This window comes from Gordonia sp. (in: high G+C Gram-positive bacteria), from assembly GCF_052106715.1.
GTDB lineage: Bacteria > Actinomycetota > Actinomycetes > Mycobacteriales > Mycobacteriaceae > Gordonia.
Window position 1 is genome coordinate 63,611 of the sequence record NZ_JBQEDL010000015.1, and the last position, 18,648, is coordinate 82,258.

General features: G+C 66.6%; 15 protein-coding genes, 1 tRNA gene and 2 pseudogenes. 12 read left to right on the forward strand and 6 right to left on the reverse strand.

What is annotated here, in order from left to right:
- Nucleotides 1-104 precede the first annotated feature (104 nt).
- A complete protein-coding gene (locus ACTIMF_RS09735) occupies nucleotides 105-1,562 on the forward strand; it encodes a sugar porter family MFS transporter (protein WP_442350087.1) in 1,458 nt (485 codons plus the stop codon).
- Nucleotides 1,563-1,607: 45 nt separating this feature from the next.
- The gene (locus tag ACTIMF_RS09740) at nucleotides 1,608-2,666 is read left to right on the forward strand and encodes an alpha/beta hydrolase (RefSeq protein ID WP_442350088.1); all 1,059 of its coding nucleotides are present in this window, start codon (nucleotides 1,608-1,610) and stop codon (nucleotides 2,664-2,666) included.
- Between the two features lie 3 nt (nucleotides 2,667-2,669).
- Here the strand turns inward: ACTIMF_RS09740 and ACTIMF_RS09745 are convergent, their stop codons facing one another.
- Complete coding sequence (locus ACTIMF_RS09745) at nucleotides 2,670-4,121, reverse strand: MFS transporter (protein ID WP_442350089.1); 1,452 nt, start codon at nucleotides 4,119-4,121, stop codon at nucleotides 2,670-2,672.
- A gap of 130 nt (nucleotides 4,122-4,251) precedes the next feature.
- Here ACTIMF_RS09745 and ACTIMF_RS09750 point away from each other — a divergent pair, with 130 nt between their 5' ends.
- On the forward strand, nucleotides 4,252-5,229 hold the full coding sequence (locus ACTIMF_RS09750; RefSeq protein ID WP_442350110.1) for a helix-turn-helix transcriptional regulator: 978 nt from the start codon (nucleotides 4,252-4,254) through the stop codon (nucleotides 5,227-5,229).
- Between the two features lie 44 nt (nucleotides 5,230-5,273).
- On the opposite strand, the gene leuA is transcribed toward ACTIMF_RS09750, so the two are convergent.
- The 5 genes and pseudogenes from leuA to ACTIMF_RS09775 all read right to left on the reverse strand — a co-directional run bounded on the left by leuA (nucleotide 5,274) and on the right by ACTIMF_RS09775 (nucleotide 9,995).
- Nucleotides 5,274-7,121 (reverse strand): 2-isopropylmalate synthase, encoded by a 1,848-nt coding sequence (leuA, locus tag ACTIMF_RS09755; protein WP_442350090.1) that lies wholly within the window; start codon nucleotides 7,119-7,121, stop codon nucleotides 5,274-5,276.
- A gap of 283 nt (nucleotides 7,122-7,404) precedes the next feature.
- Nucleotides 7,405-7,839 (reverse strand): MFS transporter, encoded by a 435-nt coding sequence (locus ACTIMF_RS09760; protein ID WP_442350091.1) that lies wholly within the window; start codon nucleotides 7,837-7,839, stop codon nucleotides 7,405-7,407.
- A 242-nt stretch (nucleotides 7,840-8,081) separates the two neighbouring features.
- Nucleotides 8,082-8,384: pseudogene (locus tag ACTIMF_RS09765) on the reverse strand (sterol desaturase family protein); the annotation flags it as partial.
- Nucleotides 8,384-8,781 (reverse strand): annotated as a pseudogene (locus ACTIMF_RS09770) (MFS transporter); the annotation flags it as partial. The pseudogenes ACTIMF_RS09765 and ACTIMF_RS09770, both read right to left, overlap by 1 nt.
- 62 nt (nucleotides 8,782-8,843) lie before the next feature.
- Nucleotides 8,844-9,995, reverse strand: coding sequence for a hypothetical protein (locus tag ACTIMF_RS09775; protein WP_442350092.1), 1,152 nt, complete (start codon nucleotides 9,993-9,995; stop codon nucleotides 8,844-8,846).
- 127 nt (nucleotides 9,996-10,122) lie between these two features.
- Here ACTIMF_RS09775 and ACTIMF_RS09780 point away from each other — a divergent pair, with 127 nt between their 5' ends.
- The 9 genes from ACTIMF_RS09780 to ACTIMF_RS09820 all read left to right on the forward strand — a co-directional run bounded on the left by ACTIMF_RS09780 (nucleotide 10,123) and on the right by ACTIMF_RS09820 (nucleotide 18,641).
- A complete protein-coding gene (locus tag ACTIMF_RS09780; protein ID WP_442350093.1) occupies nucleotides 10,123-11,388 on the forward strand; it encodes an aspartate kinase in 1,266 nt (421 codons plus the stop codon).
- A 42-nt stretch (nucleotides 11,389-11,430) separates the two neighbouring features.
- Complete coding sequence (locus ACTIMF_RS09785) at nucleotides 11,431-12,456, forward strand: aspartate-semialdehyde dehydrogenase (protein ID WP_442350094.1); 1,026 nt, start codon at nucleotides 11,431-11,433, stop codon at nucleotides 12,454-12,456.
- Between the two features lie 134 nt (nucleotides 12,457-12,590).
- The gene (locus tag ACTIMF_RS09790) at nucleotides 12,591-13,883 is read left to right on the forward strand and encodes a lipase family protein (RefSeq protein WP_442350095.1); all 1,293 of its coding nucleotides are present in this window, start codon (nucleotides 12,591-12,593) and stop codon (nucleotides 13,881-13,883) included.
- Between the two features lie 67 nt (nucleotides 13,884-13,950).
- Nucleotides 13,951-15,357: a hypothetical protein gene (locus tag ACTIMF_RS09795; protein ID WP_442350096.1), complete on the forward strand. Its 1,407-nt coding sequence runs from the start codon at nucleotides 13,951-13,953 to the stop codon at nucleotides 15,355-15,357.
- A complete protein-coding gene (locus tag ACTIMF_RS09800; protein WP_442350097.1) occupies nucleotides 15,354-16,004 on the forward strand; it encodes a hypothetical protein in 651 nt (216 codons plus the stop codon). The genes ACTIMF_RS09795 and ACTIMF_RS09800 overlap by 4 nt, the downstream gene beginning before the upstream one ends.
- 59 nt (nucleotides 16,005-16,063) lie before the next feature.
- Nucleotides 16,064-16,495, forward strand: a complete 432-nt coding sequence (locus tag ACTIMF_RS09805) for an organic hydroperoxide resistance protein (RefSeq protein WP_442350098.1) — start codon at nucleotides 16,064-16,066, stop codon at nucleotides 16,493-16,495.
- A 43-nt stretch (nucleotides 16,496-16,538) separates the two neighbouring features.
- Nucleotides 16,539-16,997, forward strand: coding sequence for a hypothetical protein (locus ACTIMF_RS09810; RefSeq protein WP_442350099.1), 459 nt, complete (start codon nucleotides 16,539-16,541; stop codon nucleotides 16,995-16,997).
- A complete protein-coding gene (locus ACTIMF_RS09815; protein ID WP_442350100.1) occupies nucleotides 16,994-18,445 on the forward strand; it encodes a hypothetical protein in 1,452 nt (483 codons plus the stop codon). The genes ACTIMF_RS09810 and ACTIMF_RS09815 overlap by 4 nt, the downstream gene beginning before the upstream one ends.
- A 122-nt stretch (nucleotides 18,446-18,567) precedes the next feature.
- Nucleotides 18,568-18,641 (forward strand) — tRNA-Pro (locus ACTIMF_RS09820).
- Nucleotides 18,642-18,648 lie beyond the last annotated feature (7 nt).

Sequence of the window (18,648 nt, forward strand, 5' to 3'; positions counted from 1 at the left end):
CGGGCCGGGCGCGGAGTGCGCCGCGCCAGCGTTTCTCCCGCCGCGACCGTGTCCGCAGATCTACGCTGACTCGACGACATCATCGACAGATCGAGGCACCGAGCATGGCAGAGGGCAGAGGGACTCCCGAGATCGAATCGATCCATGGGGACGGCGGCGGATCGGCGAAGGGTGTCGTTCGGATCGCATCCGTCGCAGCCCTCGGCGGGCTGCTGTTCGGATACGACAGCGCGGTGATCAACGGTGCCAACTCGTCGATCAAAGACCACTTCGACGTCGGTGACCTGTACTTGGGTTTCGCGGTAGCGTCGGCGCTGCTCGGTGCGGCCGCGGGAGCGATGCTCGCCGGGCGCATCGCCGACCGGATAGGCCGTCTGCGCGTGATGCGGATCGCCGCCGTGTTCTTCTTCGTCAGCGCATTCGGCGCGGGACTCGGCGACATGGTGATCGACAACTTGTGGACGCTCGTCTTCTTCCGAGTGATCGGCGGCGTCGGCGTCGGCATCGCATCGGTGATCGCCCCCGCATACATCGCTGAGACGTCGCCTGCCCGACTTCGCGGCAGGCTCGGCTCGCTGCAGCAGATGGCGATCGTCCTCGGCATCTTCGCCTCGTTGCTCGTCGACTGGCTCCTCGCGCATTTCGCGGGTGGAGCGGGCGAAGACCTGTGGCTCGGGTTGGCGGCGTGGCGGTGGATGTTCATCGTGATGGCGATCCCAGCCGTCGTGTACGGCGTGCTCGCCAGCACGATCCCCGAGTCGCCTCGCTACTTGATCTCGCAGCACAAGATCCCGGAGGCGCGCCGCGTCCTCACTCGACTGCTCGGTGAGCACGACCTGGAGATCACGATCGACCGGATCCAGACCAGCGTCGCCACCGAGCGCAAATCGTCGTGGCGTGATCTGATCCGGCCGACCGGCGGCGTCTACCCGATCGTGTGGATCGGTCTACTGCTGTCGGTGTTTCAGCAGGCAGTCGGCATCAACGTGATCTTCTATTACTCCAACATCCTGTGGGAGGCCGCGGGCTTCGACGAGAGCCAGTCGTTCATGATCAGCGTGATCACCTCGGTGATCAACGTTCTCGTCACGATCGTCGCGATCGCACTCGTCGACAAGATCGGGCGCAAACCGCTCCTGCTGATCGGCTCCACGGGGATGTCGATCACGCTTGGCACCATGGCGGTCTGCTTCGCGACTGCCGACGTCGTCGGCGGGGATCCGGTCCTCGGAGACGTCGCAGGTCCGGTCGCGTTGGTGGCTGCGAACCTGTTCGTCATCTTCTTCGGCATGAGTTGGGGCCCGGTCGTGTGGGTGCTTCTCGGGGAGATGTTCCCGAACCGCATCCGCGCTGCGGCGCTGAGCCTGGCAGCGGCCGGGCAGTGGGCGGCGAACTGGGCGGTGACGATCTCGTTCCCCGGTCTCAAGTCGTTCGACCTCGGCGTGGCCTACGGCATGTACACGGTGTTCGCTGTTCTGTCGCTGATGTTCGTCGCGCGGTTCGTCAAAGAGACCAAGGGTAAGACCCTGGAGGACATGGACGAGATGGCGGGGATCACGTGACGACTGCCACCGACCTTGTCATCGACTGGTGATAAGTTCTTGGGTGTGAGTCGCGCTACAACAGTCAACCTATCCGTGCAATCCCGCGTCCAGCGGCTGGCGATGAGGGCGCTCGCGCGGGTCCCGCTCGGCGGGTTCACGCGAAAGACCCGTGTCAACTCCGACGGTGAGCGGTTGGCGCCGGAAGCCGCGGTCGTGGCCTTCGCCTCGCGACACGTGCCGGGCGCGGGGCTGATGAACGGGGGCGTCGACGCGTCGCGCGTCCTGCTTGACCAGACCTCCGTCGCGTTGGCGCAAGACTTTCCGCCGTTCGCGATCGAAGAAGATCTTTCGATCCCGTCGGCGGCCGGGCCGATTCCAGCGACCAGATACCGGTTTGATGAGAAGGGCGCCCGTGGGCTCATCGTCTTCCTGCACGGTGGAGGATTCGTCGTGGGCAGCCGTGCCAGCCACGATTCGCTGGTTCGCGCGTTCGCGGTCGAGTCGGGTGCCGACGTATTGTCCGTCGACTACCGGATGGCCCCCGAGCACGTGTTCCCGGCCGCTGTCGACGACTGCGTCGCAGCGTTCCGATTCGCTGTCGAGAAGGCTGCGGACTGGGGGATCGACCCGCGGAAGATCGTGGTCGCAGGCGATTCGGCCGGCGGAAACCTCAGCGCTGTCATCGCGCAGCAGGTCCGAGACGACGCGGTCCGGCCGTGTCTTCAACTGTTGATCTATCCGACGGTCGACCTGTCGACGAAGCGTCCGTCCGTCCACGAGTTCGGGGAGGGGCTCTTCCTGACCTCGGCAGACATGGACTTCTTCGCCGGTACGTACCTGCCGCTGCCCGAGATGCTGGACGACCCGCGGGCCTGTCCGCTGAAGGGCGATCTCGCGGGGCTTCCCCCTGCTCACATCGTCGTCGCCGGGTTCGATCCGCTCCGTGACGAAGGAATCGAGTACGCGCGTGCTCTTGAGGGGGCGGGCGTCAGTGTGACCCTCGAGCGGGCGAGCGGAATGATCCATGGATTCGCCAATATGGGCCTGATCAGCCCGACCGCGCGCGCCGTGGTCGACCGGATGGCCGACGCTGCGGCGCGCGCAATGGATTCGGTGAGCTGAGTGTCAGGGCAGTGACGCGCTCGGCCGGACGGCCCGCACTGGCGGCATCGTCTGTGCGATGACCGCGCCGAGAGTGAGGAGCGCGATCATGGCAAGCATCGCGGTGCGGTAGGCGTCGTCGAAACCCGACGAGGTCGCGGCCGTCGAATAGACGGTGCCGATGACGGCGGCGCCGATCGCCACCGACAGTGCTTGGACCGTGTTGAACACTCCAGACGCCGCACCCGCCTGTGCCACGGGTACATCGTTGAGGACGAGAAGCCCTGCGGCGCCGACGATCAAGCCGAATCCGAGACCGGCGACGATCAGGGCGACGGTGAACCACACCGCCGGATGCGCTGACTCGCTCGCGACGATCATCGATGTGATCCCAGTGATCAAGATGACCGCACCGACTTGCAGGACGTGCTTGCCGAACCGTTGAGCGAGAACCGTTGCCGACAGACCGGCCGCCACCGGCACCGCGATGGAGAAGGGAATCCACATCAACCCGGTGTGCAGAACCGACCAGCCGTGTGCGAGCTGCATGTGCAGCGACTGGACGAGGAAATAGCCGCCGGTCGGGATGAACAGCGCCGAGAAGGCGAGTACCCCGTTACGGAAGGACGCCGTTGCGAACACCGACGGCGGGACCATCGGCACCGACCCCGTCCGCTCGGCGAGCAATTGGCGGTAGGCGAACAGGGCCAGGCCGGCTACGCCGGCAGCGATGACGGCGAATCCCCACATAGGCCAGTCGTTCTCCGGACCGAGAGTGATGGGGGCCATGACGGCGGCGAGGGATCCGCCGAGCAGTGCGACTGATCCGAGGGTGATCGGGGCGGGCCGGGCGGCGTGGGTCTCCGGAATGAACGTGCGAGCTGCGATCACCGCGACAGCCGCGATCGGGACATTGATGAGGAACACCGGCCGCCACGACAGCCCGAACCAGTCGCCGTCGGTGATGACTGCACCGAGGACGGGGCCTGCGACCGCGGCGATGCCGATGATCGACGTGAACAGTCCCATCGCGCGACCGCGTTCGGCCGGCGGGTACAGCACCTGGATGTTGGTCAGGACCTGAGGGACCATGAGGGCGGCTGCGGCACCCTGCGCGAGTCGGAACACGATCAGTTGTTCGGGCGTTCCGGCGAGGCCGCAAGCAAGCGAGGCCACGCCGAAGGCGACGAGGCCGAGGACGAACAGCCGTCGCCGACCGAACCGGTCGCCGAGTCGCGCGCCCAGGATCAGGCCGATCGCGTAGGCCAGCGGGTACCCGGCCACGATCCATTGAAGCGCGGTGGCAGACGTGCCGAGATCATCGGCGATGGTGTGCAGTGCGACGTTGACGACTGTCGCGTCCATGAGTTCCATGAACGATGCGGCGAGCAGGCAGACGAGCGCGATAGTCCTGGCTCGGCCGCCGATGGAGGGTGGGTCGTCGGGCGGTGATTCAAGTGCGGCAGTGGCGGTCATCGGCAACTCCTGAGGTGCGTTTGGCTTCGGACATCGGTGACGTTACGAGCCGATGTGGCGAGGATCTGTCCGCTATCTCGATCGAGTAATCCGGTCAATTACTGTCCGTTGCATGCGGCATGATCGGGTCATGGCCGATACGACGACGAGAACGCTGAAGCTACTGGCGTTGCTGCAGGCGCATCGATTGTGGGCGGCAGCCGACCTCGCGGTTCGGTTGGACACCACCGAGCGCACCGTCCGACGGGACGTGGAGCGCCTGCGCGAACTCGGGTATCCGGTCGAGTCCGTACGCGGAGCGGGAGGCGGATATCAACTCTCGCCCGGCGGGTCGCTGCCGCCGCTGGTCGTCGACGAAGAGGAGGCCGTTGCGATCGTCGCGGCTCTACGCAGCGCGGCGTCGGGCCCCGCGGCGGGACTTGCCGAGGCGTCGGTACGAGCCCTCGCCAAGGTGACTCAAGTTCTGCCGCCGAAGCTGCGCCGTCGCGCTGATGCATTGCGCGCGATGAGCGTCACGGCATTCGACGGCGGACAGGCACCGGCCGTCGACGCCGAGGCGCTGACCACAGCGGCGCTGGCCTGCCGTGATGCAACGGAACTGACGTTCCACTACGCACCTTCCGCACGGTCGGGGAGCGCTGCTGGTCGTCGACGGGTCGAGCCGCTGCGCCTGGTCCCTGTCGGGCGTCGCTGGTATCTCCTCGCGTACGACCTCGACCGGCAGGACTGGCGAACGTTTCGACTGGATCGGTTACACGATGCACGGCCGGAGAAGCGTCGCTTCAACCCGCGGCGGGTACCGGGCGATGACGCTGCCGCGTATGTCCGTACCAGTCTGCGAGCTGGTCGAGAGCAGCATGCGGTTGTGGTCCTCATCCACGCGGACGCCGATCTGGTGAGGACGCGGGTCGGCCGTCACGCCGACGTCGCGGACCACGCGGACGGTGCGCTGGTCACGATGCAGATCGATGACGCACGGTGGATCGGGGTGGCTGTCGGCGGTCTCGACGCCGACTACGAATTTGTCGACGTCCCGCCGGAGGTGCTCCACGAGCTGCGGGGCCGCAACGCGCGGGAGGCTCGGGCGCTGTACCTGGCCTCACGCTGATCGAGCGGAGCCGAGGACCTCGACTCCGCTCGAGCAGCAGTGCGCTACGGCGCCCAGGTACGCGCGCCTTCGGCGGCTTCCTCGGCGGGGGCTTCGACACGGTTGGCGCGGTTCACAGCGGAGACGACGGCGCGGAGGCTCGCGTTGGTGATCGACGGCGCGATACCGACGCCCCACACGGTCTCGCCGTTGATCTCGGTCTCGATGTACGACGCGGCGCTTGCGTCGTCGCCCGCGGTCATGGCGTGCTCGTGGTAGTCCAGCACGCGGATGTCGTAACCGATGGCGCCGAGTGCGGAGACGAACGCCGCCAACGGGCCGTTGCCGGTGCCGCTGATCTCCTTCTCGACGCCGTCGACCTTCACGACGGCATCGATGCGATCCTCGCCCGCGTCGCCTTCGGAGGTGTGCAGGTTCTTGCGGACACCCTCCAGCGGGGTCACTGGCTCCAGGTACTCCTGGGAGAAGACGTCCCACATCGCCTTCGGGTTCACCTCGCCGCCCTCGCCGTCGGTGATCTTCTGGATCTCGCGGCTGAACTCGATCTGCAGACGACGCGGCAGATCGAGACCGTGGTCGGCCTTCATGATGTAGGTGACGCCGCCCTTGCCCGACTGGCTGTTCACGCGGATGACGGCCTCGTAGTTGCGGCCGACGTCCTTCGGGTCGATCGGCAGGTACGGAACCTGCCAGACCAGGTCGTCGACGTCCTGGTCGGCGGCGTCGGCGTCGACCTTCATCTGGTCCAGCCCCTTGTTGATGGCGTCCTGATGGCTGCCGGAGAAAGCGGTGTACACCAGGTCGCCGCCATAGGGATGGCGCTCGGGGACGTCCAACTGGTTGCAGTACTCGACCGTGCGTCGGATCTCGTCGATGTCGGAGAAGTTGATCTGCGGGTCCACGCCGCGGCTGAACAGATTCATCCCCAACGTCACCAGGCAGACGTTGCCGGTGCGCTCGCCGTTGCCGAACAGGCAGCCTTCGATACGGTCGGCTCCCGCCATGTAGCCGAGTTCGGCTGCCGCGACGCCTTCGCCGCGGTCGTTGTGCGGGTGCAGGCTCAAGATGATCGAGTCGCGACGGGCCAGGTTGCGGTGCATCCACTCGATCGAGTCGGCGTAGACGTTCGGCGTTGCCATCTCCACCGTCGCGGGCAGGTTGATGATCATCGGCCGCTCGGGGGTCGGTGCGATGATCTCGGAAACCGCGTCGCAGACTTCCTTGGCGTAGCTGAGTTCGGTGCCGGTGTAGCTCTCCGGCGAGTACTCGTAGCGCCAGTTGGTGTCCGGGTACCGCTGCTCCTGAGCCAGGCACGCCTCCGCGGCGTCGGTGGCGATCTTGGTGATGGCGCCCTTGTCGGCGCGGAACACCACGCGCCGCTGTAGCACCGACGTCGAGTTGTAGAAGTGGACGATCACGTTGGCCGCGCCCGCGCAGGCCTCGTAGGTGCGCTTGATGAGTTCGGGTCGCGACTGCGTCAGCACCTGGATGGTGACGTCTGCGGGGATCGCACCGTCTTCGATGATCTCGCGGACGAAGTCGAAGTCGGTCTGGCTCGCCGACGGGAAACCGACCTCGATCTCCTTGTAGCCCATGCGAACCAGCAGATCGAACATGCGCCGCTTGCGGGCCGGGCTCATCGGATCGATCAGCGCCTGGTTGCCGTCGCGCAGATCCACTGCGCACCATGCGGGCGCGCGGTCGATCACCTTGTCCGGCCAGGTGCGGTCCGGCAGTGCGACGTCCTCGACCTCGTCGGCGAAACTGCGGTAGCGGTGGGCGGGCATCGCCGAGTTGCGCTGGGGGTTCCAGGTCGGCTGGCCGTCGGGAATGGGGCCGGACGGCGCGATGATGCGGCTCGGTCCGGAAGTGAAAGCGTCAGCTGGTGCCATGATGGTCAATCTCCTGATCAGAACAGATGATGGGGTTGACCGGCGCGTAAAGAGGCCCCGCGACGGAGGGCCGGTCGATCAGACCCCGCCGCGGCAGCCGAGAAGAAGCAATGCACGCATGAGGCTCATCCTAGCACCGGTTCGGTGCCCCTCGTCGAGGCCCGCACATCGCGACCGCGACGACGACGCCGCTCACGAGGCGAAGGCCGCCGCCCGCGACGGCTGCGACGTGCAGGCCGTCGACGAAGGCGGCGCGTGCCGCATCGGCGACGGGGCCGCGGCGTCACCGGCCTGTTTGAGCGTTTCCCCGCGGGAGTCGGCGAAGCCGCGTCCACCGTCGCGTGAGAGGAACACGGCGGTGGCCAGCGAACCGAGCAGTGCCAGGCCGAGGGGCGTTGCCGATCTCGAAGCTGGTCTCCGAGACGCCGGACGCCGCACCCGACTTCTCCGGAGGAGCCGACCCGACGACCGCATCGCTCACCAGTGAGAACTGGATGCCGAAGCCGACGCCTGCCACCGCGGTGACGGTCAGGAAGAACCACAGCGGACTCGACGTCGACAACGACACAAGGGCGATGGCGGCTGCGCCCGCCAACATCACGGAGCCCGCCAACGCGAATCGGACGCCGATCAGGCGGGTGACCCGGTCTGCGTAGATCGAGAACGTGATCGCCATCGGAATGCCGGCGAGCGCTGCAGTGAGGACGTCGTGTCCCATAACTGATTGAAGATGGAGGGGGAACTGCTCGGCCGGGGCCTGACTTCCCAGTAACCTCGTCACCTTCGTCTCTACGGTGTGCACTTCGTTCGACCTGTCGGCCTCGGGCGGGCAGCTCACCACCTGGCGGTGGTTGTGGCCGTGCCGGGCGGGATGTGACTACATAGGACCCTGAGATCCGAGCGCCCCGTCACTGGAATGTCCGCCCGGCCCGGGCGGACGGCACAGCAGATGCAGGAGGATTAGTTCCTGCGCGCTAGTGCCTTGCTGATTCGCTGTCGCACGGTTGTGCGTGGAAGCGGCTGCATTGGGCCGCACGCGCCGTCTTTTGTGAAGGGGGCCGCTAGCTGTTCGGTGTATCGGGCGGGGTAGTTGGGTTTCGCGGCCATACCCAGGTCGGAGCTGGTAAATCGACAGTCGGGGTCGAAGTTGTAGGTGCCTGCGAGGTGATCCCAGATCAAGGTAAACAGGCCGAAGTTGACATCTCCGGCACCTGCGAACTTGAGGTGATGGAATCGGTGCCCTGCGTTGAGAGCCAGAATCCGCCCGAGATACCCGCCGTTCCAGTGGCGCCGTGGACGGCGAACGTCTTCACCGAGTAGACGACAGGCAGGATCCCGGCCAGCGACAGTTCGACGCCGAGGGCGTCGAACGGCTCCGTCTGGCGGGCACGGAACTCCGGGAGCAGTGACGGGTCGACCAGGAACAGGATCGCCAGCACCGGCACGTTGATCAGAAAGACGACACCCCACCAGAAGTAGTGCAGGAGTGCACTTCCGATCACCGGACCGATGGCGGCCCACCCGCGAACGCGGCGGTCCACACGCCGATCGCCCACGCACGTTTGTGGGCCAGCGGGAACATGTTGGCGATCAGCGAGAGGCTCGCGGGCATCAACGTCGCGCCGCCCAACCCCATCAGCGCGCGGGCAGCGATCAACAAGACGGGGTCGCGCCACGGCTGATCGGCGGCGGACCTGACACGCGGCCAGCGTACGTGTCGTCTCAGATGGCGAAGTCGAAGACGGTCAGCATGTAGGCGCCGAACCAGGCCGATGCGAGGGTCGCGCCGACAGCCGTCGATACGGCAGCGAGACGCGACGAGCGGGCGAGTCGCAGTGCGATCGGGATCAGGATGACGAACGCGGGCAGGAGGAGGCGCGGGCGGGACGGCATCAGGCCGCTCGAGAGCAGCACCGACGCGCTGATGAGCGTCCCGTACAGCAGGACCGGCCACGGCAGGCGATCGACGAACGACCAGACGAGCAGGACTACCGCCGCCACGATCACGAACGCGGTCAAGACCGCGACGGCGTCGAGTGAGCCGGTGAATGTCTCGTACAGAAACGATATGACGGCGTTCCCACCGTCGAACGAGGTGTCCCAGCCCTCGGTCTGTATCCGAAACCAACCGGACGGGCTCCCCGTCTTGGCCCAGACGACGCACAGGTATCCGAGGTAGCCGAGGGGTGCGATGATCCCGGCGATCCAGGCGCGGAACCCTTCGTGATGGGTGATCGTGGCGGCGATCATGACGACGACGATCACCGCGATACCAGTCGGTCGGACCAGACCGACCGCGAACGCGCAGAATCCGGCGAGCAGCCATCGTTCCTCGAGGACACCGACGAGCGCCCACGCGGCGAGCGCGCAGAACAGCGCTTCGGTGTACGTCATGGACAAGACGATGCCCATCGGCGCCGCCGCGAACAGGACGACGAGCATCAGCCCGGTGTTGCGTGCAGTGGTGTCCGAGGTCCTCGGGCGGAAGCGTTCGGCGCAGATCGCTCCGAGTCGCGCGACCCCGACGGCAGCGGCGGCTCCGATCATGACGTTGAGTGCGATTCCGGCGCCGAGTGGGCTGACGAACGGGAGCTTTGCGAACAGCCCGACCAGCCCCGGGTATCCGGGAAAGAACGCATACGCGGTCGTATCCGTATGCACGCCTTGGGCGTCTGTTCCCGACTCGGGCACGCCGTCGTACCCGTAGTCGGCGATGTCTAGCATCCACACGCCGTCCCAGCGGGACAGAAGTTCGCCCAGACCTACGTTGTGAATGGTTCCGAACCACGCTAGAACGACGACGCCGACGACGCGTACTGCCAGGTACACGGCGACGGCAGTTGCGGCCGGATGCCGTCGGAGTGCGGGAATCATCCCCGCAGATCTTACGGACCGGTTCGACGTAGCCGATGTCACACAGTTCCGCAGCGTCTGCGCAGCGGCATCTGCGCCCGGTAAGATCGTCGCCTGACCGAAAGTACGACAAGGAAGGGTGCACGACGTGGCACTGGTGGTCCAGAAGTACGGCGGTTCGTCTGTGGCGGACGCCGAGCGCATTCGTCGCGTCGCCGAACGGATCGTGGAGACCAAGCGCGCGGGCAACGACGTTGTCGTCGTCGCGTCGGCGATGGGTGACTCCACGGACGAGCTCCTCGATCTAGCTGAGCAGGTCAATCCGAGTCCGCCGCAGCGCGAGATGGACATGCTGTTGACAGCAGGTGAGCGGATCTCGAACTCGCTCTTGGCGATGGCGATCGAAAGCCTCGGTGAGGACGCGCAGTCGTTCACCGGGTCGCAGGCAGGCGTCATCACGACCTCCAGCCACGGCAAGGCCAAGATCATCGACGTGACTCCCGGGCGCGTTAGTAGCGCCCTCGACGAAGGCAAGATCGTCCTGGTCGCCGGGTTCCAGGGCGTTTCGCAGGACACGAAAGACGTGACGACTCTCGGGCGCGGCGGATCGGATACGACCGCCGTCGCCCTCGCGGCGGCTCTGGAAGCCGACGTCTGCGAGATCTACACCGACGTCGACGGCATCTACACGTCGGATCCGCGTATCGTCTCGAACGCTCGCCGCCTCGACAAGATCTCCTTCGAGGAGATGCTCGAAATGGCGGCGTGCGGCGCAAAGGTTCTGATGCTTCGGTGCGTGGAATACGCGCGCGCCTACAACGTTCCGGTTCATGTGCGCTCGTCGTACTCGACAAACCCGGGCACGCTCGTGTCCGGCTGGATGGAGGACATCCCCGTGGAAGAAGCGATTCTCACCGGCGTTGCGCACGATCGCAGCGAAGCCCAGGTGACCATTGTCGGCATCGAGGACAAGCCGGGCTTCGCGGCTAAGGTGTTCCGCGCCGTCGCCGATGCCGAGATCAACATCGACATGGTCTTGCAGGGTGTGTCGAAGATCGACACCGGAAAGACCGACATCACCTTCACGCTGCCGAAGGAGCTCGGCGAACTCGCCGTGACCGAACTCGGAAAGCTCAAGAGCGAGCTCGGATTCGCCGAAGTCCTGCTGGACGAGAACATCGGCAAGGTGTCGCTGGTCGGTGCGGGAATGAAGAGCCACCCGGGCGTCACCGCGACGTTCTGTGAATCGCTCAGCGAGGCAGGCATCAACATCGAGCTGATCTCGACGTCGGAGATCCGCATCTCGGTCCTTGTCGGTGACGAGGACCTCGACCGTGCCGTGCAGGTGTTGCATGCGGCGTTCGACCTCGGTGGCACCGAGGAAGCCGTCGTGTACGCGGGGACGGGTCGGTAGGGGCATGAGTGCGCAGAGTTCACTAAGCGACAGGAGACATTGATGGGCGTCAAGCTCGGAGTGGTCGGCGCGACCGGCCAGGTCGGTGGCGTCATGCGCCAGATCCTCGCGGACCGCGACTTCCCGGTGGACGAGATTCGGTTCTTCGCGTCGCCGCGTTCGGCGGGCAAGAAGCTGCAGTGGGGCGACGAGCAGATCGTCATTGAGGACGCGACGACGGCCGACCCGACGGGGCTGGACATCGCGTTGTTCTCGGCAGGCGGCACCATGTCGAAGGTGCACGCTCCCCGGTTCGCTGCTGCGGGCGTCACCGTCATCGACAACTCGTCGGCGTGGCGCGGTGATCCCGACGTTCCGTTGGTAGTCGCCGAGGTCAACGGCGAGCTCGCGAAGAATCCGCCGAAGGGTATCGTCGCGAACCCGAACTGCACCACGATGGCCGCGATGCCGGTCCTCAAGGCGTTGCACGACGCGAAAGGCCTCAGACGCCTCATCGTGTCGAGCTACCAGGCGGTCTCCGGCAGCGGGTTGGCGGGCGTCGCCGAGCTCGCGGGCCAGGTTCGCAACGGTGTCGACGAAGCCGAGAAGCTCGTGCACGACGGCAGCGCCGTCGCCCTGGGCGAGCCGGTCAAGTATGTCGCGCCGATCGCGTTCAATGTCGTCGCCCTCGCTGGCGACTACGTCGACGACGGCTCGGGTGAGACCGACGAGGACCAGAAGCTGCGCAACGAGTCGCGCAAGATTCTCGATCTCCCGGACTTGCTTGTGAGCGGCACGTGCGTACGCGTGCCGGTGTTCACCGGTCACTCGTTGTCGATCAACGCCGAGTTCGACGAGGCGGTGACACCCGACGAGGCGCGCGCGATCCTGGCTGGCGCGGCGGGCGTCGAGGTCGTCGACGTTCCGACTCCACTCGACGCGGCAGGCGGAGACGTCTCACTGGTCGGGCGCATCCGGCAGGACCCGGGTGCGCCGGACGGTAAGGGGCTGGCGCTCTTCGTTGCGGGCGACAACCTCCGCAAGGGTGCAGCGTTGAACACGATTCAGATCGCCGAACTGCTGGTCTAGCAAGCGTCTCTGGGAGACTTCCGGGGCGGTGACCGCAGTGCGGTCACCGCCCCGAAAACGTGTGCGGACAGTACTTATCGCCAGGGTGGTGTCCTGCGTTACAGAGTTCGGTGAACGTGCGCTACATTCCTCACATGAGAAAATACTCGGGAGTAGTCTCACGATCTGTCCGCGCGTCTCGACGGGGTGTCGCCGCCGGACTGGTGGCCGTCATCGCGGCCGCCGGGGCCATTGCGGGCGGCGAGGCGGGAACCGCGGACGCGGCTCGGAACTTCTACGTGCCGCCGTCGAAGTACGACGCGACGCCGGGTTCGGTAATCCGAAGTCAGCACAGCGATCTGCTGCTGCAGATCCCCGGAGTCAAGGGGCAGTGGCCGGGTACGGCGACGCGGATCATGTACACCTCGACGCTCCAGAACGGGAAGCCGACCGCGGTTACGGGCACCGTCGTCGAGCCGACCGCGAAATGGACCGGCAAGGGCGAGCGCCCGACCGTGGTGGTCGGCCCGGGCACCGTCGGGCAGGGCGATCAGTGCGCGGGCTCGAAGATGATGAACTTCCCGCTGACCGTCGACGTCACCAAACCGAGCATCGGCGTCAACTATACGGCGCCCGAGATGTACCTGATGGTGCTGAACGGTGTCCGCGTCGTCATCACCGACTACGTGGGGATGGGTACTCCCGGCGTCCACACATACGTGAACCGCCTCGAGTCCGGCCACGCGATGCTCGACGCCGCGCGCGCCGGTCTGAAGGTGGCGAAGGCGTCGAAGGACGCGCCCGTTGCGTTCTCCGGTTACTCGCAGGGCGGCGGCGCGGCGGCGTCGGCCGCGGAATTGGCGGGAACCTACGCGTCGGACCTGAACGTGAAGGCCACCTACGCGGGTGCGCCGCCCGCCGACCTATCGAAGGTCATCACGAAGATCGACGGTACGTTCATCGCGGGTGCGATCGGATACGCGATCAACGGTCTCGACGCCCGCTACCCGGCGTTGCACGCGATCTTGAAGAAGGAGACCAACGCGCAAGGCAAGCGCGCCATGCGTGACGCCGCGACCCAGTGCATCGGCGACTCCGGTCTGACGTACGGCTTCGCGCGGACCAACCAGTGGACGCGGACCGGCGAGTCGCTCGCGTCGGTGATCAGGCGGTACCCCGAGGTCCAGAAGATGATCGACGCCCAGCGCATCGGCGCACTCAAGCCGAACGCGCCCGTCCTGCTCTCGACCGGTGTCAACGACGACGTCATCCCGACCGAGCAGGTCGTCACGCTCTACCAGGACTGGCACAAGCATGGCGCCGACGTGAAGCTCACCCGCGACTACACGCCGCCCATCTTCCCCGGCCTCGTCGTCAATCATGCGGTGCCGATGCTGGCCAAGCTGCTGCCTGCCACGAGTTTCCTGCTGTCCGAGTTCAACCGCTGAGGGAGCGATTGCCGCATCTGGCGCATTACCGTTCCGCGCAGTCACGAAACATGCTCCACTCGATCGTGTGAATCGACTTACTCGAGTCCTGTCCTCGGTGGCAGCGGTCGCGTTGTGCTTCGGCGCCGCGCCCGCTGCGGCGGCGCCGCCGGCAGGGACGGTGCCCGGCGTCGCGACCGCGTGGACGTCGCTCATGCACGGCGACGCGGCGTCGACCGACAGCACCGGGCTGCGCGGCCCCGGTACGTCCGGGCATCTCGCGGCGTCGAGCGTGCCGGGAGGAGTGTGTGCGGCGACGTTTGTGGGGAGCGACGGCTTCCCGGTCTCGCTGTGCACGGCATACCTCGCCGGTGATCCGCCGCAGGTCGCTACGCCGGTCGTCACGCTCTTCGACCCGGACACGGCGAGAGTGATGGCCACTCTGCCGCTCACCAAAGGCGGACTCCTCGGTGGCGTCTACGGGTATCTCGACGAGAAGAACCGGGTCGTCGTCGCCGACGGCAGCGGGTCGATCGTGCACGTCGGTCACCACCGGACTGCGAACGGGTGGCGACTGTCCGTCGACCACCGCGTCGACATCTCGAAGCAGATCGGCGACGACCAGGTGGCCGGACTCGCACCCGACTTTCATGGGCGGATCTGGTTCGCGACGTCGAAGGGCGTGCTCGGGACCGTCGGACCACAGGGACCGATCGCCGCCACGCATCTGCCGCGCGGCGAGCGGATCGGTAACGGGCTGACCGTCCGGCGCGACGGCGTATCGGTTCTCACCACTCACGCGCTGTACGAGATGCGTGCAGGCGACGACGGTGTCCCACGACGCGTGTGGCGCCATGCGTACGACCGCGGTCCGGCCCGCAAACCGGGCCAACTCACGTGGGGGTCGGGGACCACGCCGACCTACTTCGGGCCGAACGGCGACAGTTGGGTGGCGATCGTCGACAGTGCAACGGTGCCGCGGCTCTACGTCTTGGACTCCGACAGCGGTGACACGGTCTGCTCGATGCGGGCGTTCACCCGCTCGCCGCAGGGGACCGAGAACTCGCCGATGGCATGGGGTGACAGCCTCGTGATCCCGAGCACGTACGGCTACCAGTACCCGCCGATGGCAGTCACCGGACAGAGTCGGCCGAGCACGGCGCCGTTCACCGGCGCCATGACGAGGATCGACGTCGTCGACGGTAGGTGCACGCGAGTCTGGGAGAACTATCGCGATCGCATGGCGACCCTGCCACGACTCTCGCGTGCCGACGGCCTCATTCACGGTCTCGCGTACGGACCATATCGTCCGGGGCCGCAACAGGTCGGCCCGGTGAACTACGTCGGCGTCGACTTCGGGACGGGTGCGCGTGTGGCCACTCGGAAGGTCGGTGACGCGCCGATCGACGAGCCGATGCAGTTGACCGGAATGATCGGCCCCGCCGGTGTGCTCTGGCAGGGCACCGTCACGCGAATGCTTAAGATCGCCCCATGACGTTCCCCGACGGCGACCCGGACCGTATCCCGACGCAGGCCGAACTGGATGCCGAAGACCTGGCCGAGATCGCCCGTCGATCCAAGGACACCGCAGAGCGCGACCGGTATCCGACGCGACCGGTCGACCCGGGGCCACCGCCCCTCGCCCTCACCCGGGACGCGCGCGTCGCATGGCTGTTGTCGGCGGTCGCCGGACTGATCTGGGTGGTCTACGGATTCGCGAATCTGTCGGTGACGACATCGCGCCTCGCGAACCGGTTGCGACCGGGCCTCGAAGACGTCCCCGACGTCGACTCCGCGGAGAAGGCCCACTCGTTGGCGCAGTTCTGGCCACCGGCCTTCCTCGTCGGGATCCCGATCGTCGTCGCCGTCTCGGGGCTGATGCTGGTCGGCATCGCACGCGGACACAGCCGCAACCTGCGGAACGTCTACTTGGCCACCGTCGTCGTGATTCTGTTGTTCGTGCCGGTGTCCGCAGACCTCCTGTTCAACTATCCCGATTCGCCTCGATGGGTGTGGACGATGGCGTGGATACAGTTCGCGCTGCTGATCGTCTCTGCGCTGATGACATTGCGGCGCAGCGTAGGACGGTGGTTGCCCACGACGATGCGCGTGCGCCCCATGCGGGTGGCCCGCGGCGGGTAGGTTGGAGATCGTGCGCCGCGAACCCGCCGGCGACGACACGCGAGAACAAGGAGACACCCATGACCGTGAGCCCTGTGTACCGAGTTTCGTCGACGTCCCGCGGCGGTGGCCGTGACGGTGAAGTGGTGTCCGAAACCGGGCGCATCGATCTGAACCTGGCTCCGCCCGTCGAGATGGGCGGCAACGGTGAGGGCAGCAATCCCGAGGAACTGTTCTCCGCCGGCTGGGCGGCATGTTTCATGGGCGCGCTGCGCAACGTGGCCAAGAACGCAGGTGCGACGGTCCCCGAGGGCACCGAGGTCAGCGTGACCGTCGGCATCGGCAAGGACGACGCCGACGACGGATTCGGCCTCACTGCCGACATCTCCGTCTACCTGCCTGGCCTCGAGACCGCACAGGCCAACGAACTGGCACTGGCCGCGCACGGCTTCTGCCCGTACTCGAAGGCGACACGCGGCAACATCGCCAGCACCGTCACCTCGCGTGTGTGAAACACGTTTCAATTCCTTACCCGCTGGCGGTAGGTTGTCCCACGTGAACAGTTGGGCATTTTCAGCAGGCATCGGCCTCTTCGCCATGACCGTCGCGACGATCGCATTCGTCGCCTACCGCCAGCGGGAGTCGGCGTCCCTGCTTCGCGACGCCGAACTCGCACGTAGTCTGCGTGAACTGGCCGACGGCGACGCCGTGCGGCTCGCAGCGGTCGACGAGTTCGAGACGGTCGTTTACCGGCGCCTGTTTTACAGTTCCGTGATCGGCCCGCGTCTGCGCAGCGTCGCGTGGGCGCTCCTCGGCGCGGTCCTTGCGGGCGCGGGCGCACTCGCGCTCGACAACCTCGACGGGATCGTCGCGATGGTGCTGTGGGGCGTGCTCCTCGCCGTCACCGTCGTGTTCGCATTGGCTGCACTCGGATTCGCCGGAGCGGCAGCGTTCCAGGCCGCGACCACTCCGCGCGTGACCGTCGCCTATTCGGAGCCCGCCGAGGTGCAATGACGGGTCAGCGGACGGCGTCTCGAGCGCATCCGGCCATCGTCGCTGCGGTGATCCTCATCGTGGGAGCTCTGACTGCCTCGTCGGTCATGGTGTCCGGCGAGGCCGCGCCACGGGTAGCAGCGTTGAAACAGTTGACGGTCGTCCGCGATCCGGGGGTGCCCGGAGCGGTCCTCGCCAGCCGTACCCTCTTCGATTCCGCGCCGACCGTCGTCGTCCTCGGACCCGATGCGTCGGCCGCAGATGTTGATCGTGCTCGGAGCCTCGCTGCGGCGAACCGCATCCCGTTGTTCGAGGCTCGCGGCGACACCACAGCGGTGAAGGACGAACTCGTACGATTGCGCACAACCGGTGTCATAGCGGTCGGCGACGTTCCCGACCTCGGCGCACCGGTCTCCGACGACGATCCGTCCCCGGCCGTGGTCTCTGGCGCCGCAGGGCGTCACGCGTTGGTCCTCGTCGCAGGCGGACCGGACGCCGTCGCTACGGCGGAGTCGTCCGGCGCATCGGTTGTCGGACTGCCGGTCGGTGATCCGCGTGCGAACGGCGAGGCAGTGGCTGCGCTGAAGCGCGAGCCGGAGCGCCCGGTCATCGCGATCGGCGCATTCGGCGACGATAAGACGGTCGCGACGCAGATCGACGAGGCGCGGACCGTCACCGAACTTCCCGGCGGTGGGCAACTCGTGTTCCCCGGCCGCCGCATCGTCGCGCTCTACGGTGCGCCGGGCACCGCTGACCTCGGCCCGCTCGGCGCACAGGGGGTCGATGCGTCGATCCGCCGTGTACAGCGGGCTGCGCGAGCCTACGACTCGATCTCGGACGTGCCCGTGGTCCCGGCTTTCGAGATCATCGCGACCGTCGCGTCGGCCGCTCCCGGCGATGGCGGCAACTATACGAACATGACCGATCCGGCTGCGCTTCGTCCGTGGATCGATGCGGCGGACCGGGCCGGCGTGTACGTGACGCTCGATCTGCAGCCGGGACGGATGGACTTCCTCGAACAGGCGAAGAAGTATCGCGATCTCCTGCTCCGGCCGCATGTCGGGTTGGCACTGGACCCGGAGTGGCGCTTGAAGCCCGACCAGCAGCACCTGACGCAGATCGGTTCGGTCGATCCCGCGGAGGTCAACCGGACCGCGGGGTGGCTCGCCGATATCGTCCGCAGTGAGAACCTGCCGCAGAAGGCCTTCGTCCTGCATCAGTTCGACGCCGCGATGCTCGGCGACCGTAGGCTGCTCGACACCTCGCACCCCGAGCTCGCGACTGTGATCCACGCCGATGGGCACGGGACGCCGCCGGTCAAGATGCAGACGTGGCGCCGGATCGTGCACGGACTTCCGCCGAACGTCTGGCTCGGGTGGAAGAACTTCTATACCGAAGACAGCCCGACCTTCACTCCGCGCCGGACCCTCCGCGTGAGTCCGGAGCCCTGGTTCATCTCGTATCAGTGAGCGCCGACCGCTGGTCTGCAGGCATCGGTAGCCCGCTCAGCGGCGGACTCGGCGAAAACCTGCTTTGGCCAGCCGATTTAATACTTCGAAGGTCGTCGTTGTACGCTGTATCAGGTTGAACACGGGGTGTGGCGCAGCTTGGTAGCGCGCTTCGTTCGGGACGAAGAGGTCGTGGGTTCGAATCCCGCCACCCCGACGCTAGG